This is a genomic window from Streptomyces sp. NPDC104381 (assembly GCF_055583745.1).
In genome coordinates, this window is the sequence record NZ_JBVJNK010000005.1 from 491,394 (window position 1) to 516,242 (window position 24,849).

A 24,849-nucleotide genomic window follows, 5' to 3' on the forward strand; every position below is an offset into this window, starting at 1 on the left:
GGTGCCCGACCACCGATGCCTACCGTGCAGATCAAAGGGATAACGTACGTCGACATGAGCACGACTGCAGTGGAGCGTCCTGCTCCCAGGGGGGCCACGGAAGCCCGTCGACGACGGATGGTGGGACTCGGCGTGCTGGTGGTGGTGCTCGTGATCGGGTCCGCCGCGTCACTGGCGGTCGGGGCGCGCGCGCTGAGCCCGGCGGAGGTCTGGCACGGGCTGTTCGCCGCCCCCGACGCCGACCAGCGTCTCACCGAGATCAGGCTGATCGTACGGACGGTGCGGGTGCCCCGGACGGTGCTCGCGATCGTGGCGGGCATCGCCCTGGGAATGGGCGGGGCGCTGATCCAGGGGTACACACGCAACCCGATCGCGGACACGGGGCTGCTGGGGGTGAACTCCGGTGCCTCGTTCGCCGTGGTGACGGTGATCGCGGTGTTCGGGTTCGCCGACCCGTTCCAGTACGTCTGGTTCGCCCTCCTCGGGGCGGCGGCCGCCGGTGTCGTCGTGTTCGGGCTGTCGAGTATCGGGCGCGGGGCCGGCAACCCGCTGACGCTCGCTCTGGCCGGCCAGGGGGTCACGGTGTTCCTCGCGGCGATGACCACGGCGGTGGCGCTGTCGGACCTTCAGTCGCTGAACGCGCTGAGGTTCTGGAACGCGGGCTCCGTGGCCGGCGTCGGCTTCGACGTGATCTGGCCCGTGACCGCGTTCATCGGGGTCGGCGTGGTCCTGGCCCTGACGACGCTGCCCTCCCTCAACCTGCTCAACCTGGGGGACGACGTGGCGCGCGGGCTGGGCGTGAACATCGCGCTGAGCCGGACCGTCGGCATCGTCGCCATCACCCTGCTCGCGGGGGCGGCGACGGCGGCGTGCGGCCCCATCGCGTTCCTCGGGCTGATGGTGGCCCACGTCGCCCGGTACGTGACCGGGCCCGACTACCGCTGGCTGGTGCCCTACGCGGGGCTCCTCGGAGCGGTCGTCCTTCTGGCCGGCGACATCGTGGGACGCGTCGTGGTGCGGCCGGGCGAGCTGGACGCCGGCGTCGTCGTCGCCCTGCTCGGCGCCCCGTTCTTCGCGGCGCTCGTGTGGCGAGGAAAGTTCAGGAGCGCATGAACGGGACAGATGTGGAGCGCCGGGTGACCCCCGGCGTGCGGCTCGGCCAGGTGTCGTTCGTCTGGCGGCCCTGGATGGTGAGCGTCACGCTGCTGCTGGCGGCGGCCACCTTCCTGGTGTTCTGCCTGTCCATCGGGATCGGTGACTTCCCCATCGGCCTGCCCCGGGTGATCGCCACGATCCTGGGCCGGGGCGAGCAGGTGGACGAGTTCGTGATCATGGATCTGCGGATGCCGCGTGCCCTGGCCGGGCTCCTCGTGGGCATCGCCCTCGGCGTGTCCGGCGCGATCACCCAGTCCGTGGCACGCAATCCGCTGGCCAGCCCCGACATCCTCGGGATCACCGGGGGAGCCAGTGCCACCGCCGTGTTCCTGGTGACGGTGTCCGGCGGGACCGCCGCCGCGGTCGTCAGCACCGTGGGCCTGTCCGCGGCGGCGCTGGTGGGCGGACTCGGCACCGGACTGCTGGTCTACTTCCTGGCGTGGCGGCGCGGGGTGGACGGCTTCCGGCTCATCCTCATCGGCATCTCGGTGACGGCCGTGATGGAGGCGATCACCACCTGGCTGCTGACCAAGGCCGACATCAGGGACGTGGCGCGGGCACAGGTATGGCTGGTCGGCTCGCTGGACAACCGGTCGTGGGACGAGGTCCGGGTGGTGTTCTGGTGCACGCTCGTCCTCCTGGTGGTCGTGGCCGCCGTCGCGTTCCAGTTCAAGCCCCTGCACCTCGGTGACGACATCGCCGCCGGGCTGGGGGTCCGCTTCTCCGGGGTGCGGGCGGTCCTGCTGCTGTGCGCGGTCCTGCTGGCCGCCGCGGCGGTGAGCGCCGCGGGCCCGGTCCCCTTCGTGGCGCTGGTGGCGCCTCAGGTGGCGATGCGTCTGGTGCGGTACCCGACCCCGCCGCTGGTGGCTTCGGGGCTGGTGGGAGCTCTGCTGCTGATCGGCGCGGACCTCACGGCCCGCTCGGCGCTGCCGGTCACCCTTCCGGTCGGTGTGGTCACGGCAGCCATCGGCGGCCCCTTCCTTGTATATCTGCTGGTGCGGGCGAACCTCAGATAGCCGATGAACACGACCGACACGACACGACACACGACACGACCGTACGAGCCGGACAACGGGGGGACCTGTGGGCGCTGAACACCTGACGAAGAGCGGATCGGCGGTCGAGGACGTCCCTCGGCTCGCGGCGAAGGGCGTCACCGTCGGCTACGGCGGACGGACCGTCATCGACGGGCTCGACGTGACGGTCCCGCCCGGCCTGATCACCACGATCATCGGCCCCAACGGCTGCGGGAAGTCGACCCTGTTGCGCACCCTGACCCGGCTGCTCAAACCCACCGCGGGCGCGGTCGTGCTGGACGGCGAGGACATCGTCAAGCTCCGCACCAGGGACGTGGCGAAGAAGCTCGGCCTCCTGCCGCAGACCCCGGTGGCGCCGGAGGGGCTTACGGTGTCCGACCTGGTCGCCCGCGGCCGCCATCCGCACCAGAGCTGGCTGCGGCAGTGGTCGTCGGACGACGTCTCCGTCGTGGAACGCGCGCTGGCCATGACCGGGGTGTCGGACCTCGCGGACCGTCCGGTCGACTCGCTCTCCGGCGGGCAGCGTCAGCGCGTCTGGATATCGATGACGCTGGCTCAGGGCACCGATCTGCTGCTGCTGGACGAGCCGACCACGTACCTCGATCTGGCCCATGCGATCGATGTGCTCGACCTGGTCGACGATCTGCACGAGTCGGGCCGCACCGTCGTCATGGTGCTCCACGATCTCAATCTGGCCACGAGGTACAGCGACAACCTCGTCGTCATGCGCGACGGCTCGATCCTGGCGCAGGGGCACCCGCGCGATGTGATCACGGCTGAACTCCTGTACGAGGCTTTCGGGTTGAGGGCCAAGGTGATCGACGACCCGGTGGGGGACCGCCCCCTCGTCGTGCCCATCGGGCGTACCCATGTGCGGCTCAACTGAGCTCCGAGCAGGGAAAATTCACAGAGTTAGGCTAGGCTAACCTCACCACTTGTGGATAAGGTTTGGCTGCCCTCAGACGGGGTGTAGCGGACAGCGCGAAAGCAGGAGATTCCGGATGCTCTTCCACAGATCCACGTTTCAGAAGCCATGGCGGCGGCTTGCGGTGACTCTCACCGCCGTGACGCTCGGCGCCGGCCTCCTCGCGGGCTGCGGCTCCGACGCGGACGAAGCCAAGAGCGACAAGGCCCCTGCCGCCTCGACCGGGGTGTTCCCCGTGACCGTGGAGCACGCCTTCGGATCCACGAAGATCGAGAAGGCCCCGGAGCGGGTCGTCACCGTCGGCTACACGGACGACCAGGCCGTCCTGGCGTTCGGCATCAAGCCGGTCGGCATGGTCGACCAGTACCCGAACCCGGCCGGCAAGTCCCCCGACATCAACACCCAGTGGCCCTGGGTGAAGGACAAGTGGGGCGACGCACGCCCCGAGGTCGTCATGAAGAACGGCGACGCGGGCCCCAACTACGAGAAGATCGCCTCGCTGCGGCCGGACCTCATCATCGCGGTCTACTCCGAGATCGACGAGGCCGCCTACGGCAAGCTCTCCAAGATCGCTCCCACGGTGGGCCGCACCAAGGGCGAGAAGGACCTGTTCAGCGCTCCCTGGCAGGACAACGCGGTGCACATCGCCAAGGCGCTCGGCAAGGAGAGCGAGGGCAAGGAGCTGGTCGAGGGCATCCAGACCAAGCTCGACACCCAGCGCAAGGCGCACCCGGAGTTCGCCGACCAGACCGCCGTCGCCGTGTCCTGGTACAAGGACTCGATCTCGGCCTTCACCACCACCGACGTGCGCGGCCGGCTGCTCACCGGCCTCGGCTACAAGGGCGCGACCCAGATCGACAAGGTCGCCGGTGGCGAGTTCTCCACCGCTCTCTCCCCCGAGCGCGTCGACCTGATCGACGTCGACCGCATCTTCGTCGTCAACGACAAGGCGGACACGGACGCGTTGAAGAAGTTCGAGCTGTTCACCAACCTGTCCGCGGTCAAGGAGGGCAAGGTCTCCTACCTGCTGGACAGCGAGGGCCCGGCCGTCGGCGCGGCTCTGTCCCAGGGCACCCTGCTGTCGCTGCCGTACGCGATCGACGAGCTCGTCAAGTCGGTCGACCAGTGACGCACGCCGTCCGGTCCCGCCGCCCCGGACCGGTCCCCGGGTGAGCAGCACCGCCACGCGCGTCGCCCCCGTCACCCTGCGCACGGCGGCCGGGGGCGAGTCCACCCGATGGGTGGTCGCGCGCTGCCGCGAAATGCCGTGGCTGACCGCCGCCACCGTGCTCAGCACGGTGGCGGGGGCGGCGCTCCAGGTACTGCCGGTGCTCCTCCTCGGCCGGGTGGTCGACGGAGTGGTCGATGGCGAGGGCCGCTCGGTCCTGGTCACGATCGGCATCCTGATGGGAGCCGCCGCGCTGCTCGGCGCCGCGGCGACCGCGCTGTCGACGTATCTGATCGGACGGCTGGGCGCCGACCTGCTCGCACGGCTGCGGGAAGCCGCGGTCCGGGCGGTGCTGGGCATGCCGAGCGCCCGCGTCGAGCAGGTCGGCCGGGGCGATGTGCTGTCTCGCGTCGGCGACGACGTGGCCGTCCTGTCCAGGGGCATCCGCACAGCCATCCCCACGGTGTTCTCGGCGGGCGTGCTGGTGGCCATCGCCACGATCGGCATGTTCGGGCTCGACTGGAGGCTCGGCCTGGCCGGCGCCGGCGCACTGCCCGCGTACGCGCTGGCCCTGCGCTGGTACCTGCCGCGGTCCGCCCCGCTGTACCGGCAGCAGCGGGTGGCCCAGGCCGACCGTGCGCAGGCCCTGATCAGCGGACTGAACGGGATCGACACCGTACGGGCCTACCGCCTCGAAGGTGCCTTCCGCGAGAAGGTCACCGACAGGTCGTGGCGGGTACGCGATCTCGGCATCGACGTCTTCCGGATCTTCGGGCGGTTCGTCGGCCGGGAGAACCGCGCCGAGTTCATCGGACTCGTCCTGATCCTCGTGGTCGGATTCGTCCTGCTGGAGAACGACGCGGCCACCCTGGGCGAGGTCTCGGCGGCACCGCTCGTGTTCCACCGGCTGTTCACCCCGCTGGGCGCCATCATGTTCACCTTCGACGAGGCGCAGAAGTCGGGCGCGAGCCTCACCCGGCTGGTCGGGGTGCTGGGGGAGTCCGGTGACGAACGGCTGGTCGGCGACGCCGCCGTGGGCCCGGCGGACATCGCCGAGTACCCGGTGACCGTCGAGGGGCTGACCTTCAGCTATCCCGGCGCCGAGGACCCCGTGCTGCGGGACGTCAGCCTGACGATCCCGGCCGGCGGTTCGCTCGCCCTCGTGGGGGCGACGGGCGCGGGCAAGTCGACCCTGGCCGCCCTGATCGCGGGCATCGGCAGCCCGCAGTCCGGTTCCGTGCGCGTCGGGGAGCACGACCTCACCGGCCTGGACGAGGCCGGCGCACGAGCCCTGGTGAGCATCCTGACGCAGGAGACCCATGTGTTCTCCGGCCCGCTCGCCGACGACCTCCGGCTGGCCGCCCCAGGGGCGAGCGACGCGGAACTGACCGACGCCCTGCGCACGGTCGGCGCCGCGGACTGGGTCTCCGCGCTGCCCGACGGCCTGGACACCATGGTCGGTGAGGGCGGCGAGCGCCTGGACGTCACCAAGGTCGCCCAGATCGCCCTGGCCCGGCTGGTGCTGAGCCGGGCACCGGTGGTGGTGCTCGACGAGTCCACCGCCGAGGCGGGCAGCGAGGGCGCCGCCGAACTGGAGCGGTCCGTACGGGCCGCTTGCGCGGACAGGACCACGCTGTTCGTGGCGCACCGGCTGACCCAGGCGATGGCGGCCGACCGGATCGCCGTGCTGGACGAGGGACGCGTGGTGGAGCAGGGAACCCACGAGGAACTCGTGGCCCTCGGCGGACGGTACGCACGACTGTGGCGGGCCTGGCGCGAGGGCAGTTAGACATCCCTGAGTTGAGGTCGGCCCCACTTTCCTACGCTGGAAGGACGATGAGTCTCCGATGACGGACCCCACCGCTCGCCCCGTGCTGCTCTCCCCCGCGAGCCTCGACGACGTACGCAGGCGGACCGGTGACCACGCGGACAGGACCATCGCGGCGGCCTGCGCCATCGGCCTGTCGTACTGGGCGACGGGCCGCAGTCCCGAAGGCATCGATCTGACCCCGGGCACCCTCTTCGCCGACGTACTCCGGTGGGCCGGCAACGGCGGGTCCGCCCCCGCCGGCTGGGAGGTGGGCGCCGACGGCCGGAGCATCTCCGTCCCGGCCGGCGTCTCGTCCGCCGACGCGCAGCTGGCGCTGGACGACCTGGCCGACTTCCCCGACCGGCCCGTCGGCACCATCGGCCCGGTCGGAGCGGAGGCGAGGCTCAAGGCCCTGGCCGAGTGGAACGACACCGCCGCCGACCGGACCCGCCCGACCGTCGTGGAGATGTTCCGCGAGCAGGCACGGGCCAGGCCGGACGCCGTCGCGGTCGTCGACGAGCACCGGTCGCTGACCTACCGCCAGGTCGCGGAGCTCTCCGGCCAGCTGGCCCACCACCTGATCGAACGCGGCCTCACCGCCGAACAGGTCGTCGGCATCTCGCTGCCCCGCTCCGCCGACATGGTGATCGGGCTGCTCGGCGTGCTCCAGGCCGGGGGCGCCTTCGTCCCGCTCGACCCGCAGTGGCCCGCCGAGCGCCGGGCCGTCGTCGTCCAGGACGCCCGGGCCGTGCTGCAACTCGACGGATCGGGTGAGCCCCGGGAGGGCGAACCGGCCGCGGTGGCCGTCGACCTCGGGGACTGGCGCTTCGGTTCGTACCCCGCGGAGGGCCCCGAGGCCCCCGTCCACGGCGCCGCGCTGGCGTACGTCATCTTCACCTCCGGCTCCACCGGCCGCCCCAAGGGCGCCATGATCCGGCACGACGCGATCAGCGAGCGGCTGCTGTGGCAGTCCGGGGAGATCCTGCGCTTCGGCCACGACGACGCGTCACTCTTCAAGGCACCGCTGTCCTTCGACATCTCCATCAACGAGATCTTCCTGCCCCTGGTGCGGGGCGGCAGGCTCGTGGTCCTGCGGCCCGGCGGCGAACGCGACCCCCACCACCTGCTGAGCGTCCTGTCCGAACAGCGCGTCACCTTCACGTACCTGGTGTCGTCCATGCTCGACGTGCTGCTGGAGATCGAGGGCGGCTCCGGGAAGCTGGACAGCCTGCGCCACGTCTGGTGCGGCGGCGAGGTGCTGACCCCCGAACTGTACGAGCGCTTCCGCACCCGGCTCGGCATCCCGCTCTACCACGGCTACGGGCCGGCCGAGACGACGATCGGGGTCTCCCACGTCATCTACCGCGGTGAGGCCGAGCGCCTGTCGACGTCCATCGGCAAGGCCAACCCCAACACCCAGCTGTACGTCCTCGACGACGAGCTGCGCCCGGTCCCGGTCGGTGTCGGCGGCGAGCTGTACGCCGGAGGGCTCCTGCTGGGCCGCGGCTACGTCAACGCGCCCGGCCTGACCGCTTCCCGCTTCGTCGCGAACCCCTTCGCCTCCGACGGATCCCGGCTGTACCGCACCGGTGACCTCGCGCGCTTCGCCCCGGACGGATCGCTGGACTTCCTCGGCCGGGCCGACAACCAGATCAAGATCCGCGGCATGCGGCTGGAGATCGAGGACGTCGAGCTGGGCCTCGCCGAACACCCCTCCGTACGCCACACCTGCGTCGTCGCGAAGAAGAACGCGGCGGGCGGCACCTACCTGGTCGGATACGTCATCCCGGCCACCGGCGGCGAGACACCGCACGGCGACGAGATCAAGGCGTGGGCCCAGGAGCACATGGTCGAGTACATGGTGCCCACCCATGTCGTCGTGCTGGAGCAGTTCCCGCTCACCGCGAACGGCAAGGTCGACCGGACCGCCCTGCCGGAGCCCGTGATCGGGACCGGCACGGCCGTCGCGCCCACCACCGAGAACGAACGCCTGGTCTGCGAGGCGGTCGCGTCGGTGCTGCGGCTCGACCAGGTCGGCGTCGACCAGGACTTCTTCCGGCTCGGCGGGGACAGCATCCTGGCCATCTCGCTGCTGAGCGCGCTGCGCGCCGCGGGGCTCTACGTCACGGCCCGGCAGATCTTCACCCACAGCGTCGTGGGCGCGCTGGCGGCGGTCGTCAGCCGCGAGGACGTCTCCGCCGCGGGGGAGAGCGACGTCGCGACCGGAACCGTCACCGGATCGCCCATCCTCCGGTGGCTCGGCCGGACCACGGACGCGGTCGACGGCTTCGTGCAGTCCGTCGTGCTCAACACCCCGGCGGACCTCACCACCGACACCCTCGACACGATCCTCACCGCCCTGGTGCGGCGGCACGACATGCTGCGCGCCCGGCTCGTGCGCGGCGACCACTGGAGCTTCGACATCCCCGAACCGGACGGCGCCCGCGTCGCATGGGAGGAGAGCGACCTGCCGCTCGACGCCTGTGTGGAGCTCGCCACCGGGGGGCTCGACCCGGACCACGGAGTGATGCTGCGCGCGGTCCGGCGCCCCGCGGCACGGCAACTGGTCGTGGTCGTCCACCACGTGGTCGTCGACGGCGTGTCCTGGCGGGTCCTCATGGAGGACCTGGCCACCGCCTGGCGGCAGTCCGCAGCCGGCCTGCCGGTCGCACTGCCCCCCGTGGGAACCTCGTTCCGGCGCTGGACGCAGCTGCTGGAGGGCGCCGCGTTCGCCGCGGACCGCGCCTTCCACGAGCGTCCCCTGCCGGGTGCGGACGGACCGCTGGGCAGGCGCGCGCTGACGGAGGCCGACACCGTGGCCCGGGAACGGAGCCGGACCGTCACGGTGGGCGCCGACACCACGGCGGCGCTGCTCGGGGAGATACCCGCGAGGTTCCACGCGGGCGTCAACGACGTCCTGCTGACCGCGCTGGCCGTCTCCCTCGCCCGGTGGCGCCGCGACCTCGGGCAGGACCAGACGTTCGCCCACATCGAGCTGGAAGGACACGGCCGCGAGGGCCGGTTCGTGGCCGGAGCCGCCGGCTTCGAACCCGAACTGTCCAGGACCGTGGGCTGGTTCACCACCCTGTTCCCCGTGGTCGTGGACCCGGGAACGGCATCCGACCTCACCGCCCCCGACTATCTGGCCGCCGCGCTCAAGGCGGTCAAGGACGACCTCGGCCGGGTGCCGGCCAACGGCCTCTCCTACGGGGTCCTGCGCCACCTGACCGACACCGGACTCGACGCCCCGGCCGCCCCGCAGGTGCTGTTCAACTACCTGGGCCGCTTCGACTCGGGCACCTCGGGGGACTGGCAGCCAGCCGGCGCCACCGGACAGCTGGGCGAGAAGCGCGACCCCAGGATGCGCCTGCCGCGCGCCCTGGAGTTCAACGCGATCGCCGAACCCGCCGCCGACGGCGCGTACGAACTGGTCACCACCCTCTCCTGGCCCGACGGGCTGTTCACCGACGAGGACACCGCGACCATCGGCGCGTACCTGCGCGAGGCGCTGACCGGGCTGGCCACGCTCGGCCACGGCGGCCACTCGCCCGGCGACTTCCCCCTGGTACCGCTCACCCAGGCCGACGTCGACGCCCTGGACTCACCGGAGCTGCGGGACATCCTCCCGCTGACCCCGCTGCAGGAGGGCCTCTACTTCCACTCGGTCTTCGACGACGACTCGGCGGGCAGCTACGTCGAGCAGCAACTGCTCACGCTGGAGGGCGAGGTGGACGCGGCCCGGCTCGCGTCGGCCGCCACCCGGCTGCTCACCCTGTACCCGAACCTGGCGGCACGGTTCACGGCCCTCGCCGACGGCCGGGTGGTCTCCGTGCTGGAGAGCGGGACGGAGGCGCCCTTCACCACGCTGGATCGCCCCGGCATCGACGACGCCGAGATCCGCGACCACGCCGAACGGGACCGCCGCGCGGGATTCGACCTGGCCACCGGACCGCTGATGCGGTACACGCTCATCAGGGCGGGCTCCGGCCGGAACGTACTGGTGCAGACCGTCCACCACATCATCGCCGACGGCTGGTCGGTGCCGCCGATGCTGCGCGCCCTGCTGGACGAGTACCACGCGCCGGGCGCCCGCTATCCGCTCGGCGGCTTCCCCGACTACGTACGCCACCTCGCCGGGCTCGACGACGACGAGAGCGACCGGGTCTGGGGCGAGCAGCTGGCCGGACTGCCCGGCCCCTCGCTGGTCGCCGAGGGGCACACCCCCTCCGACCGGTTCGCCGACGCCGCCGTGGAGCCCGAGGACGACATCGACGCGGCGGCCCGGACGGCCGGTGTGCCCCTCAGCGTGGCGGTCCACAGCGCCTGGGCCGTGACGCTCGGCGGCATCCTGCGGGGCAGCGACGTGGTCTTCGGCTCCACGGTGTCCGGCCGCGACGCGGAGATGCCCGGCATCGAGGACATGGTGGGCCTGTTCATCAACACCATCCCCCTGCGCGCCCGCTGGGACGGTGACACCACGGCCCGCGAGCTGCTCACCACGGTGCGGGAACACCAGAGCGCGGTACTGGCCCACCAGCATGTCTCCCTGGCCAGGATCGGCCGCCAGGCCGGCGGCGGCACCCTCTTCGACACCCTGGTCGTCTTCGACGTCGCGACCGACGTGGACGCCCTGCGGCAGCCCGGCGACGAACTGGCCGTCACCGGCATCGTCAACGAGGGAGCCCCCCACTACCCGCTGACCCTGGTCGTGGAGCGCACCCCCGCCGGCGCCCTCCGCTTCAACCTCATCCACGACAGTGAGCTGCTGCGCGAGGCGAGCGCCCAGGCGATCCTCCGCACGTTCACCCGTACCCTCACCGGCCTGCTCACCCGGCCGGAGACGCCCGTCGCCGAGCTGGTGCCCGACGAGGCCGGGCACCCCGCGCGCATCGCCCCGACGACCCTGGGCGCCCTGTTCGACGCCGCCGCGAGCCGTCGTCCGGACGCCACCGCCGTCACGCACTGCGCACTCGACGGCGGGACCACGTCCCTGAGCTACGCCGAACTGGCCGAGGCGAAGAACGCCCTGGCCTCCGCCCTGCGGGCGGCCGGCGTCGGGCCGGGCAAGCGGGTCGCCGTCGCCGTGCCGCGCTCGCCGGAACAGATCGTCGCCCTGGTCGCGATCGTCACCGCGGGCGGCGCGTACGTACCCCTGGACCTGGCCTACCCGGACGAACGGCTGGAGTACATCCTCGACGACTCCGCGCCGCAGGTCGTCCTCGTGGACCGTGGCCAGCGGGACCGCTTCACGCAACTCCTGGACCGGGGAGCGGGCACACCGCCCCGCGTACTCGTGCTGGGCGAGGAGCTCCCGCAGGAGACCGCACCCGCTCCCGCCGCCGGCCCCGGCTGGCAGGACCCGGCGTACGTGATCTACACCTCCGGATCGACCGGCAGGCCCAAGGGCGTCGTCGTCCCGCACGCCGGCGTGGTGTCCCTGCTCGCCCACACCTGGCCCGCCATGGAATTCGGCCCCGACGACGTATGGGTCCAGTTCCACTCCTACTCCTTCGACTTCGCGGTCTGGGAACTGTGGGGCGCGCTGGCGTACGGCGGCGAACTGCTGGTCCCGGACTACGCGCTGACCCGCTCCCCGGTGGACTTCCACCGGCTGGTCCGCGAACGCGGCGTGACCGTGCTCAACCAGACCCCCTCGGCCTTCTACCGCTTCATCGAGGCCGACCTGCACGCCGCCGTGCCGCTCCCCGCGCTGCGCCGGATCATCTTCGGGGGCGAGGCCCTGGACCCCGCGCGGCTGCGCGGCTGGGTGGAGCGGCACGGCACCCGCTCGCCCGAGCTGGTCAACATGTACGGCATCACCGAGACCACCGTCCACGTCACCCACCGGGTGCTCGCCGAGGAGGACTTCGACGGCGACGTCAGCCCGATCGGCGGCCCCATCCCCGGGCTGGCCACCTATCTGCTCGACGACCGGCTCCGTCCCGTGCCGCCGGGCAGGGTGGGCGCCATCTACGTCGCCGGCGACCAGGTCTCGCTCGGCTACCTGGGCAGGCCGGGGCTCACTGCGGGCCGTTTCGTGGCGAACCCCTTCGCCGGGGACGGCTCCCGCATGTACCACACGGGCGACCTGGCCCGCCGCACGCTCGACGGCGAGCTGGAGTTCGCCGGCCGCGCCGACGACCAGGTGCAGCTCAAGGGGTTCCGCATCGAACTCGGCGAGGTCGAGTCCGCCGTCAGGGAACTCGACGGCGTGACCGACGTGGCCGTCACCGTGGCCGACAGCGGTGACCACCTGGTCGCACACGTGGTGGGACGGGTGCCGGAGGACCTCGCCGGCCGGCTCTCCGCCAAGCTGCCCGTGCACATGGTGCCCGGGCAGGTGCTCCGTATCGACGCCCTGCCGCTGACGGTCAACGGCAAGCTGGACCGCAAGGCCCTCGCCGAGCGCGCCTCGCAGGCCGCCGCCGAAGCCGTTCCGCAGGCCACCGCGAGCGGGCCCGCGCTCGCCGCGCTGGTCGAGATCTTCGCCGGGTCCCTGCCCGGCTCCCCGGCCGTCGACGGCGACACCGACTTCTTCGGGGCCGGGGGCGACAGCATCGTCGCCATCACCGTGATCAACCGGGCCCGCGCGATGGGCCTGTCGATCGCGCCACGGGACGTGTTCCTCTTCAGGACACCACGCGCGCTCGCCGAGCACCTCGGCTCGCGTACCCCCCAGGCCGTCGCACCGGCGCCCGTCCGCCGCGAGGACGGTCCGCTGACGCCCACCCCGGTCATCCTGCGCCAGCGGGAGCTGGGCGGCTCGCTCGCCCGGTTCGCCCAGGCCAGGACACTCGTGGTGCCCGAGGGCGCCGGATTCGCCGAGGCCGAGGCCGCGGCGAACGCCGTCGTGGCCGCCCACCCCGTGCTCCGGCTGCGCCTCCACGTGGAGTACGGAGTATGGGCGCTGCGCACCGAACCCGCCCGTGAGATCACCCTGGTCCGGACGGACACCACCGACGCGACGGCGGCGGCGAACGAGGCCGCCGGGCGGCTCGATCCGGCGTCCGGCGACGTCATCGCGTTCTCGTGGCTGGAGCGGAGCCGGACCCTGGTGGTCACCGTCCACCACCTCGCCGTCGACGCCGTGTCCTGGCTGATCCTCCTGGACGACCTGGCCACCGCCCTGCGCGGCGAGGAGCTGCCACCGCCGACCACCTCCTACGCCGAGTACGCCGAGGCCCTCAACTCCCGCCCCGTACAGGCCGTCGACGGTCTCGGGCACTGGATCACGACGCTCCAGGCGCCCGCGCTGCTGCCCGCGACCGGAGAACGGCGCGAGACCACGGTCGTGCTCGCGCCCGAGGTGAGCGACCGGCTGACGCGCACCGCGCCCGCCGCACTCGGCATCGGCCTGACCGAGCTGCTGTGCGGCGCGCTGCGGGCCGCGCTGACCCACGTACAGCCGTCGCCCACCGATCTCGCCGTCGAGCTGGAACGGCACGGCCGCGTACCGGCGCTGGAGCACCACGACTACACCCGCACGGTCGGCTGGTTCACGTCCATCGCCCCGGTGCGGCTCACCGCGCACACCGACCCCGTGGCGGCGGCGCGTGAGGTCGCCGAACGCCAGCCCGACGAGCGGGGGCACGTCGCCTACGGCCGCCTCCGGTACCTCGACCCGCAGACGGCGCCCCTGCTGACGGCCCGCCCCCAGGTGCTGTTCAACTACCTCGGCCGGGGGAGCGAGTCCGAGGTCCCGCACATCACCGGCGGCGACCAGGGCAGCCCCTACGCCGTCGAGGTCAACGCCTGGACCGACGAGGCGACCGGCGGCCTGCACGCGGCCTTCACCCTCGCCGACGGCATCCCCGACGAGGTGACCGGGCACTGGCTGGCCGCCCTCGAACGCCTCGCGGACGCCTCCGCCACGGCCGAGCGCACAGCACCGGTCACCCCGCTCCAGCGCGGCCTGTTCTTCCAGGCCCAGATGGCCGGCCCGGCCGGACACTACGTCGCACAGAGCTACTTCACCTTCGACCGGCGCCTGGACACCGGCGCGCTCTCCGAAGCCATGGCGTACGTCATCGCCCGGCACCCCGCCGTGGGCGCCGGCTTCACCACCGGGCCGGACGGCAACCCCGTCCAGGTCCTCGCCGCGGGCCGGCGGGTCGACGTGCGTACGGTCGAGCTGGGGACGGAAGCGGAGGCCGAAGAGCTGCGCGCCCGGGACCGCGACACCGGATTCGCCCCGGACGAGCCGCCGTTGATCCGGATGACCGTCCTGCGCCTGCCCGACGGCCGAGACGGCCTGCTGCTGAGCTACCACCTGCTGCTGTGGGACGGCTGGTCCCGCGAGATCCTGCTGCGGGACCTGTTCGACGCCTACGAGACGGCCCTGGCGGGCGGGACACCGGCCGCGGTGCCCGCCACACCGAGCTTCGAGGAGTACGCCCGGGCCCTCGACGCGAGGGACCCCGCGGTGTCGGAGCGCTTCTGGGCGGAGCACCTGGCGGGACTGAGCGGCCCCACGCTCCTCGCCGGCCCGCGGCCCGCCCTCACCGACGGCCTGCCGCCCGCGCTCGTCCACACCCTCTCGGCCGAGCAGTCGGACCTCCTCCGGGAGACGGCCAGGACGCACGGCGTCACGCTGAACACCGTGCTCACCGGTGCGTTCGGCCTCCTGCTGGGCGCCCACACGGGCCGGAGCGACGCGGTGTTCGGCGTCACCGTCTCGGGCCGGGAGGGCGAAGGACTCTCCGACATCGTCGGCGTACTCCTCAACACCGTCCCCATGTGGACACGGGCACAGCCCCACGACACGGTCCGCGAGTACCTCACGGCCGTCCAGGCCGCCAGGGTCGAGGCGATGGAGCACGAGCACCTGGGCCTCGGCGAGATCCAGCGGGCCGGCGGCCACGAGGGCCTGTTCGACAACCTGTTCGTCCTCCAGAACTTCCTGGACCTGGACGCACTCGCCGCGATGAACGCCCGGCACGGCATCGCGGAGGTGAAGGCCGACGACTCGACGCACTACCCGTTCACCTGGGTCGTCACCCCCGGCGACCGGCTCACCGTCAAGCTGGAGCACCGCGACGGCGACACCGCGAAGGCCCGCCGCCTCGTCGACGACTACCTGGGCGTGCTCGACGGGCTTGCCCGGGCGACAGGACCGCTCGGCGCGCTGCGCGGCCTCGGCCCCGTACCCGGCCCGGCCGAGCGCACGGACATCGGTACGGACACCGTCGTCGACCGGTTCGACCTGGCCGCCGGCCGGGACCCGGAGCGGATCGCCCTCGTCGCACAGGGCGGGACGATGACCTTCGCGCAACTCCGCGACCGCAGCCGAGCGGTGGCCGGTGTGCTCGCCGGACGGGGCATCGGCCCGGAGAGGACCGTGGGCCTCGCGGTCCCGCGCTCCCTCGACTCGATCGTGGCCCTCTTCGCCGTACTGCGGACCGGAGCCGCCTACGTACCGCTGGAGCTGGACCACCCCGACGAGCGCATCGCGACGATCGTGGACGCCGCACGTCCCGACGTGATCCTCACCGTGAGCGCCGTGTCACCGAGGCTCACCGGCGAGCTGATCGAACTGGACCGCCCCCTGCCCGACGCCGAACCGTTCACGACGTACGCGCCGGACGACCCGAACCGGCTGCGCCATCCCGCCTACACGATCTACACCTCCGGATCCACCGGGAAGCCCAAGGGCGTGGTGACCGAGTACGCCGGGCTCACCAACATGCTGATCAACCATCAGCGCCGCATCTTCGAACCGGTCCTCGCGGAACACGGCCACCGGACCTTCCGGATCGCGCACACCGTGTCGTTCGCGTTCGACATGTCCTGGGAAGAGCTGCTCTGGCTCGCCGACGGCCATGAGGTGCACATCTGCGACGAGGAACTGCGCCGCGACGCGCCCCGGCTGGTCGAGTACTGCGCGGAGCACCGCATCGACGTCATCAACGTGACCCCGACCTACGCCCAGCAACTGGTCGCCGAAGGACTGCTCGACGACCCCGCACGGCGCCCCGCACTGGTGCTGCTGGGCGGGGAGGCCGTCACCCCGACGCTGTGGCAGCGGCTGGCGGAGACCGAGGGGACGGCCGGCTACAACCTGTACGGGCCCACGGAGTACACCATCAACACCCTCGGCGTCGGCACCTTCGAGTGCCAGGACCCGGTGGTGGGCGTGGCGATCGACAACACCGAGGTGTACGTACTGGACCCCTGGCTGCGGCCGCTGCCGGACGGGGTGCCCGGTGAGCTGTACGTCTCGGGCATCGGCATCGCGCGCGGCTATCTCGGGCAGGGCGCCCAGACCGCCGACCGGTTCGTCGCCTGCCCCTTCGCCGGGCCCGGCGAGCGCATGTACCGCACCGGGGACCTGGTGGCCCGCCGGCCGGACGGCAACCTGATGTACCTCGGCCGCACCGACCAGCAGGTGAAGATCCGGGGCCACCGGGTCGAACTCGGCGAGGTGGAGGCCGCGTTCACCGCGCACCCGGCGGTGCGGTTCGCCGCCGCGGTCGCCCAGCCCGACCCGCAGGTCGACGGCGCCCACCGGCTGGCCGCCTATCTGGTGCTGAGCGGCTCCGGCCTGGCGGAGGTCGCCGCCGAGGTGGGCGCCGGACTGCCGGACTTCCTGCGCCCCACCCACTACGCCCAGGTCGACGGCATCCCGCTGACCGTCAACGGGAAGGCCGACACCAAGGCGCTCCCGGAGGCCAGGCCGCTCGGAGTGCTGACCACGGGGGCCGAGCGCGCCCCGGAGACGGAGACCGAGACGACGGTCTGCGAGTTCTTCGCCGAGGCACTGGACCTCGACGACGACGAGGTGAGCGCGGTCAGCGACTTCGTCTCCCTCGGCGGCCATTCCATGCTGGCGGTGCGTCTCATCGGGCTGCTCCGCCGGGAGTACGGTCCTGTGGTCACGATCCGTGATCTGCTCACCCTCCGAACCCCTGAAGCGATTGCGCGCCACCTTGATGACAACTCCTGACGTGCGACGGCCCCGCCCGGGCGCCGACATCCTCCGGACCGCACTGCGCCGCAACGCCGGCGCGGTGGTCCGGGGCACCGTCCTCATGGGCCTGTACCAGGCGGGCGAGACCGCGTTCCCCATCGCGCTCGGCCTGATCGTCGAGCACACGATGCGGGACCGGAGCCTCGGCTCGCTCGGCCTGTCCGTCGCCGCCCTGGCCGTGATCATCACGACCGTCTCGCTGTCGTGGCGGTTCGGGATGCGCGTCCTGCAGAAGGCCAACACCACCGAGGCACACCACTGGCGGGTACGGGTGGCGGCCTGCGGGCTCCAGCCGGTGCCCCGGGACGTCGGCCTGAAGTCCGGCGAGGTGCTGACCATCGCCACCGAGGACGCCGACCAGACCGCCGACATCGTCGAGGTGGTGCCGCTGCTGGTCAGTTCGCTGGTCGCGGTCGTGGTCGCGTCGGTCGCGCTGGGTCTGGCCGACATCCGGCTCGGCCTGCTCGTCGTCGTGGGGACCGTCGCGATCCTGACCGTGCTGAGCGTGATGTCCCGGCGGATCGGCTCCAGCACACGTGAACAGCAGGCCCGGGTGGCCCGGGCGGGAGCCAAGGTCGCCGACCTGATCACCGGCCTGCGCCCGCTGCACGGCTTCGGCGGCAACCACGCGGCGTTCCTCTCGTACCGCAGGGTCAGCACGGACGCCAGGCGCCAGGCCATCACCGTCGCCAAGGTGAACGGCGTGTACGCGGGCACCGCGCTGGCCCTCAACGCGGTCCTCGCCGCGGCCGTGACCCTGACGGCGGGCTGGCTCGCCTACGGGGGCCGCATCACCGTCGGGGAGCTCGTCATGGCCGTGGGGCTGGCGCAGTTCATCATGGAACCGCTGAAGATGTTCTCCGAGATGCCGAAGTACGTCATGATGGCGCGCGCCTCGGCCGAGCGGATGGCCCTGGTGCTCGCCGCTCCGCCGGTGACGGCCCCGGGGAAGGACAGCCCGGCCCCCGGCGGAGACCTGGAGGTCGACGGTGTCTCGTACGGCTCTCTCCGCGAGCTCACCTTCCGGGTGCGCGCGGGCGAGTTCGTGGCGATCGCCCCCTACCAGCCGCGCGCGGCGGCCGATCTCGCCTCGGTCCTGGCGGCGAACGTCCCGCCCGGGGCCTACGGAGGAGTCGTACGGGTCGGCGGGCGGGAGATCGCGGAGCTGGCGGTGGAGGCGCTGCGCGAGCACATGCTGGTCAACCCGTACGACGGTGAGATCTTCGCCGGCAGCCTCCGTACGAACATCGACCCGTCGGGTACCAGCCGCACGGTCCCCGAGGCCGTGGAGGCGTCGCTCCTGACCGACGTCGTCGCCCTGCACCGCGAGGGCCTCGACCACGGGGTGCGCGACCGCGGGGCGAACCTCTCCGGCGGACAGCGCCAGAGGCTGTCGCTGGCCCGCGCCCTCGCCGCCGACTCCGACGTCCTGGTGCTGCACGACCCGACGACGGCGGTCGACGCGGTCACCGAACAGCTGATAGCGCGTAACATCGCGAAGCTCCGCAAGGGCCGCACCACCGTCGTGATCACCAGCAGCCCCGCCCTGCTGGACGCCGCCGACCGTGTCCTCGTCGTGGACGACGGGGCCGTCACGGCCGACGACACGCACCGTCATCTCCTCGCCTCCGACGAGGACTACTGCAGGGCGGTGGCGCGCTGACCGCTACCGGGCGAGCGCCCAGGCGACGTCCCTGAGCAGCGCGTGCCGCCAGCCCGCCCGGTCATGGCCCGACGCCGACCGCGAGACGCGCACGGTGGCCCCGGCCCGCTCGGTCAGCTCCTCGGCGAGCTCGCAGTGGGGGAGCATCCGGGCCTCGTGTTCCCCCACGTCGAACGCGATCCGCAGCCCGGACAGGTCGGGGCGCTCCCGCAGCCGCTCGGCGACGGCCCCGCCGACCGGCCCGTCCACGAGGTCCGCGCGGTCCATGGCCCCGGGGGCCCACCAGAACGACGGCGACTGACAGGCGACACGGGACACCAGCCCGGGGAACTCCAGCGCCGCGTACATCGCGCTCAGCCCGCCGAGACTCTGCCCCGCCACCACCAGCCGGTCCCAGTCGGCCGGTACGCCGGATCCGGCCACCAGCGGCGGCAGTTCGTCCCGTACGGCCTCCCAGAGCTCCGGCCGGCACGCGAACTCGGCCGGGCGGTCCTTGGCGGGAAGGAAGACGAGGGTGACCGCGGGCATCTCGCCGGCGGCGAAGGCCGCGTCGAAGGCGGTCATGGCCGGGTGGAGGTACAGCCAGTCGTCGCCGTCGAGCAGCAGGACCACCGGCCCGCCACCGCCCACCGGATGGACCCGCACGGTGCGCCGCCCGCCGAGCCGGCCGCCGGCCCAGCGGAGCCGGGTGCTCGGGACGGGCAGGACGTCGTCGGCGCCGACGGCCGGCCAGTGCGGGTGGTGCGGGGCGTCGGGGGTCGCGACGATGGACCGGTCACCGCCCGCCCCGACGGGGTTCGACGGGTCGGCGTACGGCACGTCGTCCACGAGGAACCGGTAGGTCACCCGCAGCCGCGGGGGCATGCGCACCTCGGCGTACCAGCAGTCGGTGTCGCCCCACCGCCGCAGGGGCACGGGCTGTGACCAGCTCTCGAAGTCGAGGGTCGCGGGCGACCCGCGCCACAGGAACAGCGTCACCCAGCCGCCGTCGTCGGCGGGCACCGAGGACGGCGCCCGTTTCGCGGCCCAGAACGCGTCGGTGCCCGGTACGCCGGACAGTCCGAACGCGGCGAAGACGCTCTCCGGGCAGCTGTTGAGGGTCCCTGAGGGCACGAACGCCTCCTGATGAGGGAGAAGTTGAAAGAACGAGATCGTGATGATTAGGTGAGCCTAACCTAATCATGGTCTTCTGTTCCATCCTGATCCGTCATGGGTGGAGCGACGCGGCGTGGAGTCGCGGCCGACCGGAACCGAGGAAGGACCAGCCTTGATCACGGTCACGCCGCGATCCGCCCAGCTGCCGCAGGAGACGCGCGCGACCGCGCTCCGGCTGCGACCCGCCCGCGAGGAGGACGCCGCCGCACTCGCCGCCCTGGCACGGCCGTTCGTCCGCTCGGGGGCGCTGCGTGAGCGCCCCCTCCCGCTGTACGCCGCCCGCGCCGCCGACTTCCTGGTGGCCGAGGGCCCCGGCGGCTCCCTCGACGGATGTGTGGGGCTGCGGGAGTACCCGGCCGAGGCGGAGGGGGACGGCGGACCCGCGGGCGTCCTGTACAACTTCTGCGTGGCGGGCCACCGGCAGGGGCACGGCGTGGGAGCCGGGCTCCTGCGGGCCACGCTGGCCCGGGCGCGCGCCCGGTCGCTCGGGGCGCTGTTCACGGCGACCACCGGTGACGGCGGACTGTTCCTGCGGTACGGGTTCACGGCGGCGGCCTCGCGCCCCGCCCCGCGTCAGTGGGTGCAGTCCCTGGACCCCCGGCGTAACGCCCGCGTACTCGCGCTCACTTGGTGAGCGCCGGCCGTCAGGGCCGGCAGGCGGTACGCGAGGGCCGCGTGCTCCGGGGCGGTCGCGCGGCGGCCCCGTCGCCCTGGTCGCCGTCCGGCACCACGGTGGTCCCGGGGGCGGCCCCGTCGAGGGTGCCGCGCAGCACCGCGTGCGGCGTACGGCCGTCGAGCACGTGCGCTCTGCGCACACCGCCCCGCACGGCCCGCAGGCAGCCCTCCATCTTGGGCAGCATCCCGCTGGCCAGCCCCGGCAGCAGCTCGTCCAGGGCCTCGGCGGTCAGCCGCCCGATCACCTCGGTGCTCTCCGGCCAGTTGGCGTAGAGGCCCTCCACGTCGGTGAGCATCAGCAGCCGGTCGGCGCCGAGCGCCACGGCCAGGGCCGACGCCGCGAGATCGGCGTTGACGTTGTAGACCTGCCCGTCCTCGCCGCGCGCCACGGGGGAGACGACCGGGATGTGCCCCTGCTCCAGCAGCAGGCGCAGCATGCCGGGGTTCACGTCCACGACGTCCCCGACGAGGCCGATGTCGACGGGCCGGCCGTCCACCCAGGCCGGCCGCCGGACGGCGGTCATGGTGTGCGCGTCCTCACCGGTCATGCCCACGGCGAAGGGCCCATGGGCGTTGATGTGGCCCACCAGATCCCGCTGGACCCTTCCGGTGAGCACCATGCGCACCACCTCCATGGTCTCCGGGGTGGTCACCCGCAGACCCGCCTCGAAGCGGGACTCCAGGTCGAGGCGGCCGAGCATCGCGTTGATCTGCGGCCCGCCCCCGTGCACGACGACGGGACGCAGACCGGCGCGCCACAGCTCCACCACGTCGTGCGCGAAGGACCGTTGCAGCGCCTCGTCCACCATGGCGTGCCCGCCGAACTTCACGACGACCACGTCGCGGGATACCCGCGTCGGGGGGTGCGGTGAGGGGAGTACGGTGCGCTCCGGCACCGGGAAGGGGCTGACGGCGGGCACGTCCACGGATCGAATACCTCCACTGACTTCACTGATGACACGGCGCACCCCGGGCCGCCCCAGGTTTAGGAAGCTTAGCCTAACCTAATATCTATCGCCCGATGTGCGTCTCATCGGTATGGCATGCCAATGAGGCTTTTGAGGAACGGAGTTGGGTCGGCCCGGTGCTCAGCCGGCCAACAGGGCCGCGCGGTGCGAGGTGAGGAACTCGGCGAGCGAGGCCGGCCGCCGGCCGGTCAGCCGCTCGACGGCGTGCGTCGTCGTCCCGTACCAACCGTCACGGCGTGCGGCACCGTTGGCGACCAGCGCGTCCGCCAACGGCCCGGGCAGGCCGTCGGCGAGCAGCCCGGCGGCGAGCGCCTCGTCGGAGACGGCCCGGTGGCCGACCGGGCGGCCGGTGACCTCGGTGAGGATCCCGGCGAGTTCGGCGTCGGTGACGGCCGAGGGGCCGGAGACCTCCAGCAGGCCCTTCTCGCCGCCTTCGGCGAGCACGGCTGCCGCGACCGCGGCTGAATCGTCCTTGGTCACGTAACCGACACCCCCACTGCCCGAGTTGCTGAGAAGCGTTCCCGATGCCACGGCGCGGCGCGCGGTGTCCAGCATGAGCAGCATCTCCGGCCACATGTTGAAGCGGAGCGCGGTGAACGTCAGCCCCGACCGGGAGAGTGCCTGTTCGGCGAGGCGGTGGTCGTGCGAGACGCCGACCGGGTTGCCCGGCTCGCCGGCCCGGGTGAACGAGGTGTAGACGACATGGCCCACACCGGCCTCGACGGCCGCGTCGATGGCGTTCGCCTGGAGCTGTGACCGCTCGGGGAGCGGGTGGAGGCTGACGATCAGCAGGGCGTCGGCACCGTCGAACGCCGTCACGAGCGAATGGGGGTCGCCGAAGTCCGCCGCGCGCACCTCGACCGGCAGACCCGCGGCCTTCTCCGGCGTGCGGGACGTCCCCACGACCTCGGCGGCCGGTACGCGCTGGACGAGGTGGTCGACGGTCAGCTGCGCGAGCCGGCCGGCCACTCCGGTGACGACGATCATTCGGTGCTCCCCACTGGTGTGCGACGCTTGCGTCCACCTTGGACGAGGCCGAGAACGAAGGGGAGAAGGCACATGAATGTTCCCGTCGCACTGGATGTCGATCTGGGGTCACCCGTCACCTCCGAGGAGCACGGGCACTGCCCCGTCACGGACGTGCTGCGTCGGGTGGGCGACAAATGGAGTGTGCTGATCGTCGTACTCCTGGGCCAGGAGCCCCGGCACTACAACGAGTTGCACCGCTCGGTCGAGGGCATCAGCCGGCGGATACTCACCCGCACCCTGCGCAACCTGGAGAGGGACGGCCTCGTGACCCGCACCGTCCACCCCACGGTGCCGGCCACGGTCGAGTACGCGCTGAGCTCCCTGGGCGCGTCCCTGCTGATCCCGATCTCCGCCCTGGCCGAGTGGGGAGTGGCGCACGGCCAGGACATCGAGAACGCCCGGGGGCAGTACGACGCCGAGTCGCCCGGAGGGAACGAGACCTCCGCGGATTCCCGTGCGGCTTCCGCGGCGGGCAGGGAGCTCGCCCGCCCGCCGCGGACGGTCACCGCGCGGTGATACGCAGCACTCCCGTCACGGTGCCCTGGAGGTAGGAGCCGTCCGGTGCGACCGTGCCCGCCATCTGCAGGGTGTCGTACAGCGATCCCACCCCTACCTTCGCGGAGCGGGTGATCCGCCCGCTGTCGGGGTCGATCTGCACATAGCGGTACGGGTCCAGCAGGCTGGTCCCCTTGGTGCCGGGGATCAGCGGGTCGCGCACCACCGTGTGCAGCCGGCCGTCCGCCGTCGACAGCTTGGGCACGGCAGCCGACCGCAGGGCGTTGTCCCACACGAGCGAGCAACCCGTCCCGTCGGCCCGTACGTCCACCCGGGACAGACCGCCCGCGAAGTCGGCGGAGGCGGGCACGCTGGTGCCCGCGCCCTCGGGGACTGCGGGGTACGGATAGCCGTAGGTCCCCGCGACGAAGACACTGCGGCCGACGCCCACCGGGGAGTTCTCGCTGCCGGGGCCGTTCGCCGCCTTCAGGACCGGGACCGAGCAGACGTCCGAACCGTCGGCCGTGCGGTACACCTTGAGATTGGCCGCGCTGTCGGAGTTGTCGACGATGGCGACGTACTCGGTGCCCTTGGACGGGCCGAAGAACGTGGGAGTCGATCCGCTGCCCCAGCTCAGCAGACCGGGCTTGCGGGCCGACCCGCGGTCGTACGCCTTGCGCCAGAGGATCTTCGGCGCACCGCCCTGGGAGGCGAGCAGATAGGTGGCGTGGGTGGTGGTCACCGCGGTGCCCTCGGGGGCGGTGGAGATGCTGTTGGCGACGCGCTCGCCCTCGGGCAGATCGAGCGCCTTCACCGTGCCGGTGGAATCGTCGGCGGTGCCCACCACGCCCCCGCCGGTGGCGAACCAGACGCGGCCGTCCCAGTCGGGGGCCAGCCCGGTTACCGCGTCGCCTTCCGGTACGACGGAGGCCAGCGACAGGCTCCGGTCGACCCTCAGGGTCCAGTCCCCGTCGCCGTCCCGGTGGTGCCCGACGCGGAGCAGGCTGCGGCTGCCGTCGGCGACGACCAGCCGGTCCTGGTCGTCGATATAGGCGTAGACACCGCCCAGCAGCGACCCCTTGGTCAGTTTCAGCGTGGTCAGCGAGGACCCGTCGGCGGGATCGAGGAGATGGACCGTGGGCACCTGGCCGAAGATCGGGGTGCACAGGGCCACCGGGTATCCGTCGGCCCCCACCAGGACGGTCGGGCAGGCCGAGGCCAGAGCGGTGCGTGCGGAGGAGAGCGCGCCCGCCCCGGGCCCGGCCAGCGGTGTGGTGTCGGAGGAACCCGTGTCCCCGTGCATGGTGGCGGTGCCGTCAGGTCCCGCGTACGGGTTGTGAGGGGGCGTCGGGCCGAACGACGCGGGGGAGACGGCCGAGGCGGGCCCGGCGCAGCCGAGGGCGAGCGCCGCGAGCACGGCGCCGACGGCCCTCCAGCGAGCGGACCGGCGTGGAGCGGAGGAGAGGGACACGGCGGAAAGGTCCTTTCGGTACGGACGCACCGGGAGGGCAGGGGCATGCGCGCGTGGTCGCCGGCCGCCCTGCTTCCGGGGCACGCCGACGGCCCCACGGGCAGGGGCGGGAGCGAGGTGTACGACGGCGCGAAGGGCAGGGAGAACCGCACGGCCGGCGGAGACGGGCATCGGGGCGTGGAGGCGTCCTCGCCCCTGCGGAGGCGAGCGGACCGCCCGGGGGTGTCAGCCCCTGCGGGGACAGAGCGCGCCGGCGGTTCGCACGAGATCGACATGGCGTCGTCGCGTGAACTCCTGGCAGCGCTTCATGCGGGTGATCCAAGCAGTACGGC

14 protein-coding genes are annotated in these 24,849 nt (G+C 72.5%); 9 read left to right on the forward strand and 5 right to left on the reverse strand.

The genetic code is table 11. The features are described 5' to 3' along the window. The first annotated feature begins 54 nt into the window (after positions 1-54). The 7 genes from ACZ607_RS19960 (at position 55) to ACZ607_RS19990 (ending at position 18,724) form a co-directional block, all read left to right on the forward strand. Positions 55-1,113, forward strand: coding sequence for a FecCD family ABC transporter permease (locus tag ACZ607_RS19960; protein ID WP_469736289.1), 1,059 nt, complete (start codon positions 55-57; stop codon positions 1,111-1,113). Beyond that, positions 1,110-2,171 (forward strand): FecCD family ABC transporter permease, encoded by a 1,062-nt coding sequence (locus tag ACZ607_RS19965; RefSeq protein ID WP_469736291.1) that lies wholly within the window; start codon positions 1,110-1,112, stop codon positions 2,169-2,171. The genes ACZ607_RS19960 and ACZ607_RS19965 overlap by 4 nt, the downstream gene beginning before the upstream one ends. A 67-nt stretch (positions 2,172-2,238) precedes the next feature. Continuing rightward, complete coding sequence (locus ACZ607_RS19970) at positions 2,239-3,078, forward strand: ABC transporter ATP-binding protein (RefSeq protein WP_469736293.1); 840 nt, start codon at positions 2,239-2,241, stop codon at positions 3,076-3,078. Between the two features lie 115 nt (positions 3,079-3,193). Next, positions 3,194-4,246 carry an iron-siderophore ABC transporter substrate-binding protein gene (locus tag ACZ607_RS19975; protein ID WP_469736295.1) on the forward strand — a complete coding sequence of 351 codons (1,053 nt, stop codon included), beginning with the start codon at positions 3,194-3,196 and terminating at the stop codon, positions 4,244-4,246. 40 nt (positions 4,247-4,286) lie between these two features. Next, positions 4,287-6,074 (forward strand): ABC transporter ATP-binding protein, encoded by a 1,788-nt coding sequence (locus ACZ607_RS19980; RefSeq protein WP_469736297.1) that lies wholly within the window; start codon positions 4,287-4,289, stop codon positions 6,072-6,074. 58 nt (positions 6,075-6,132) lie between these two features. After that, on the forward strand, positions 6,133-17,037 hold the full coding sequence (locus tag ACZ607_RS19985) for a non-ribosomal peptide synthetase (protein WP_469736299.1): 10,905 nt from the start codon (positions 6,133-6,135) through the stop codon (positions 17,035-17,037). Next, on the forward strand, positions 17,024-18,724 hold the full coding sequence (locus ACZ607_RS19990) for an ABC transporter ATP-binding protein (RefSeq protein ID WP_469736302.1): 1,701 nt from the start codon (positions 17,024-17,026) through the stop codon (positions 18,722-18,724). The genes ACZ607_RS19985 and ACZ607_RS19990 overlap by 14 nt, the downstream gene beginning before the upstream one ends. Positions 18,725-18,727: 3 nt before the next feature. Here ACZ607_RS19990 and ACZ607_RS19995 read toward each other — a convergent pair whose 3' ends face one another. Then, positions 18,728-19,837, reverse strand: a complete 1,110-nt coding sequence (locus tag ACZ607_RS19995; protein WP_469736304.1) for an alpha/beta hydrolase-fold protein — start codon at positions 19,835-19,837, stop codon at positions 18,728-18,730. 154 nt (positions 19,838-19,991) lie between these two features. On the opposite strand from ACZ607_RS19995, the gene ACZ607_RS20000 reads away from it, so the two are divergent. Next, on the forward strand, positions 19,992-20,513 hold the full coding sequence (locus ACZ607_RS20000) for a GNAT family N-acetyltransferase (RefSeq protein ID WP_469736306.1): 522 nt from the start codon (positions 19,992-19,994) through the stop codon (positions 20,511-20,513). A gap of 10 nt (positions 20,514-20,523) precedes the next feature. Here ACZ607_RS20000 and argB read toward each other — a convergent pair whose 3' ends face one another. Further along, a complete protein-coding gene (gene argB, locus ACZ607_RS20005) occupies positions 20,524-21,450 on the reverse strand; it encodes an acetylglutamate kinase (protein WP_469736626.1) in 927 nt (308 codons plus the stop codon). 192 nt (positions 21,451-21,642) lie between these two features. Beyond that, positions 21,643-22,509, reverse strand: coding sequence for an NAD(P)H-binding protein (locus ACZ607_RS20010; RefSeq protein ID WP_469736308.1), 867 nt, complete (start codon positions 22,507-22,509; stop codon positions 21,643-21,645). 72 nt (positions 22,510-22,581) lie between these two features. Between ACZ607_RS20010 and ACZ607_RS20015 the strand changes: the two genes are divergently transcribed. Further along, entirely contained in the window at positions 22,582-23,067 is a 486-nt protein-coding gene (locus ACZ607_RS20015) for a winged helix-turn-helix transcriptional regulator (protein WP_469736310.1), read from the forward strand. Here the strand turns inward: ACZ607_RS20015 and ACZ607_RS20020 are convergent. Both ACZ607_RS20020 and ACZ607_RS20025 read right to left on the reverse strand, forming a co-directional pair. Continuing rightward, positions 23,054-24,517, reverse strand: a complete 1,464-nt coding sequence (locus tag ACZ607_RS20020; protein WP_469736312.1) for a hypothetical protein — start codon at positions 24,515-24,517, stop codon at positions 23,054-23,056. The two genes, ACZ607_RS20015 and ACZ607_RS20020, sit on opposite strands and share 14 nt — an antisense overlap. Positions 24,518-24,742: 225 nt before the next feature. Then, positions 24,743-24,826: a putative leader peptide gene (locus tag ACZ607_RS20025; protein ID WP_469736628.1), complete on the reverse strand. Its 84-nt coding sequence runs from the start codon at positions 24,824-24,826 to the stop codon at positions 24,743-24,745. Positions 24,827-24,849 lie beyond the last annotated feature (23 nt).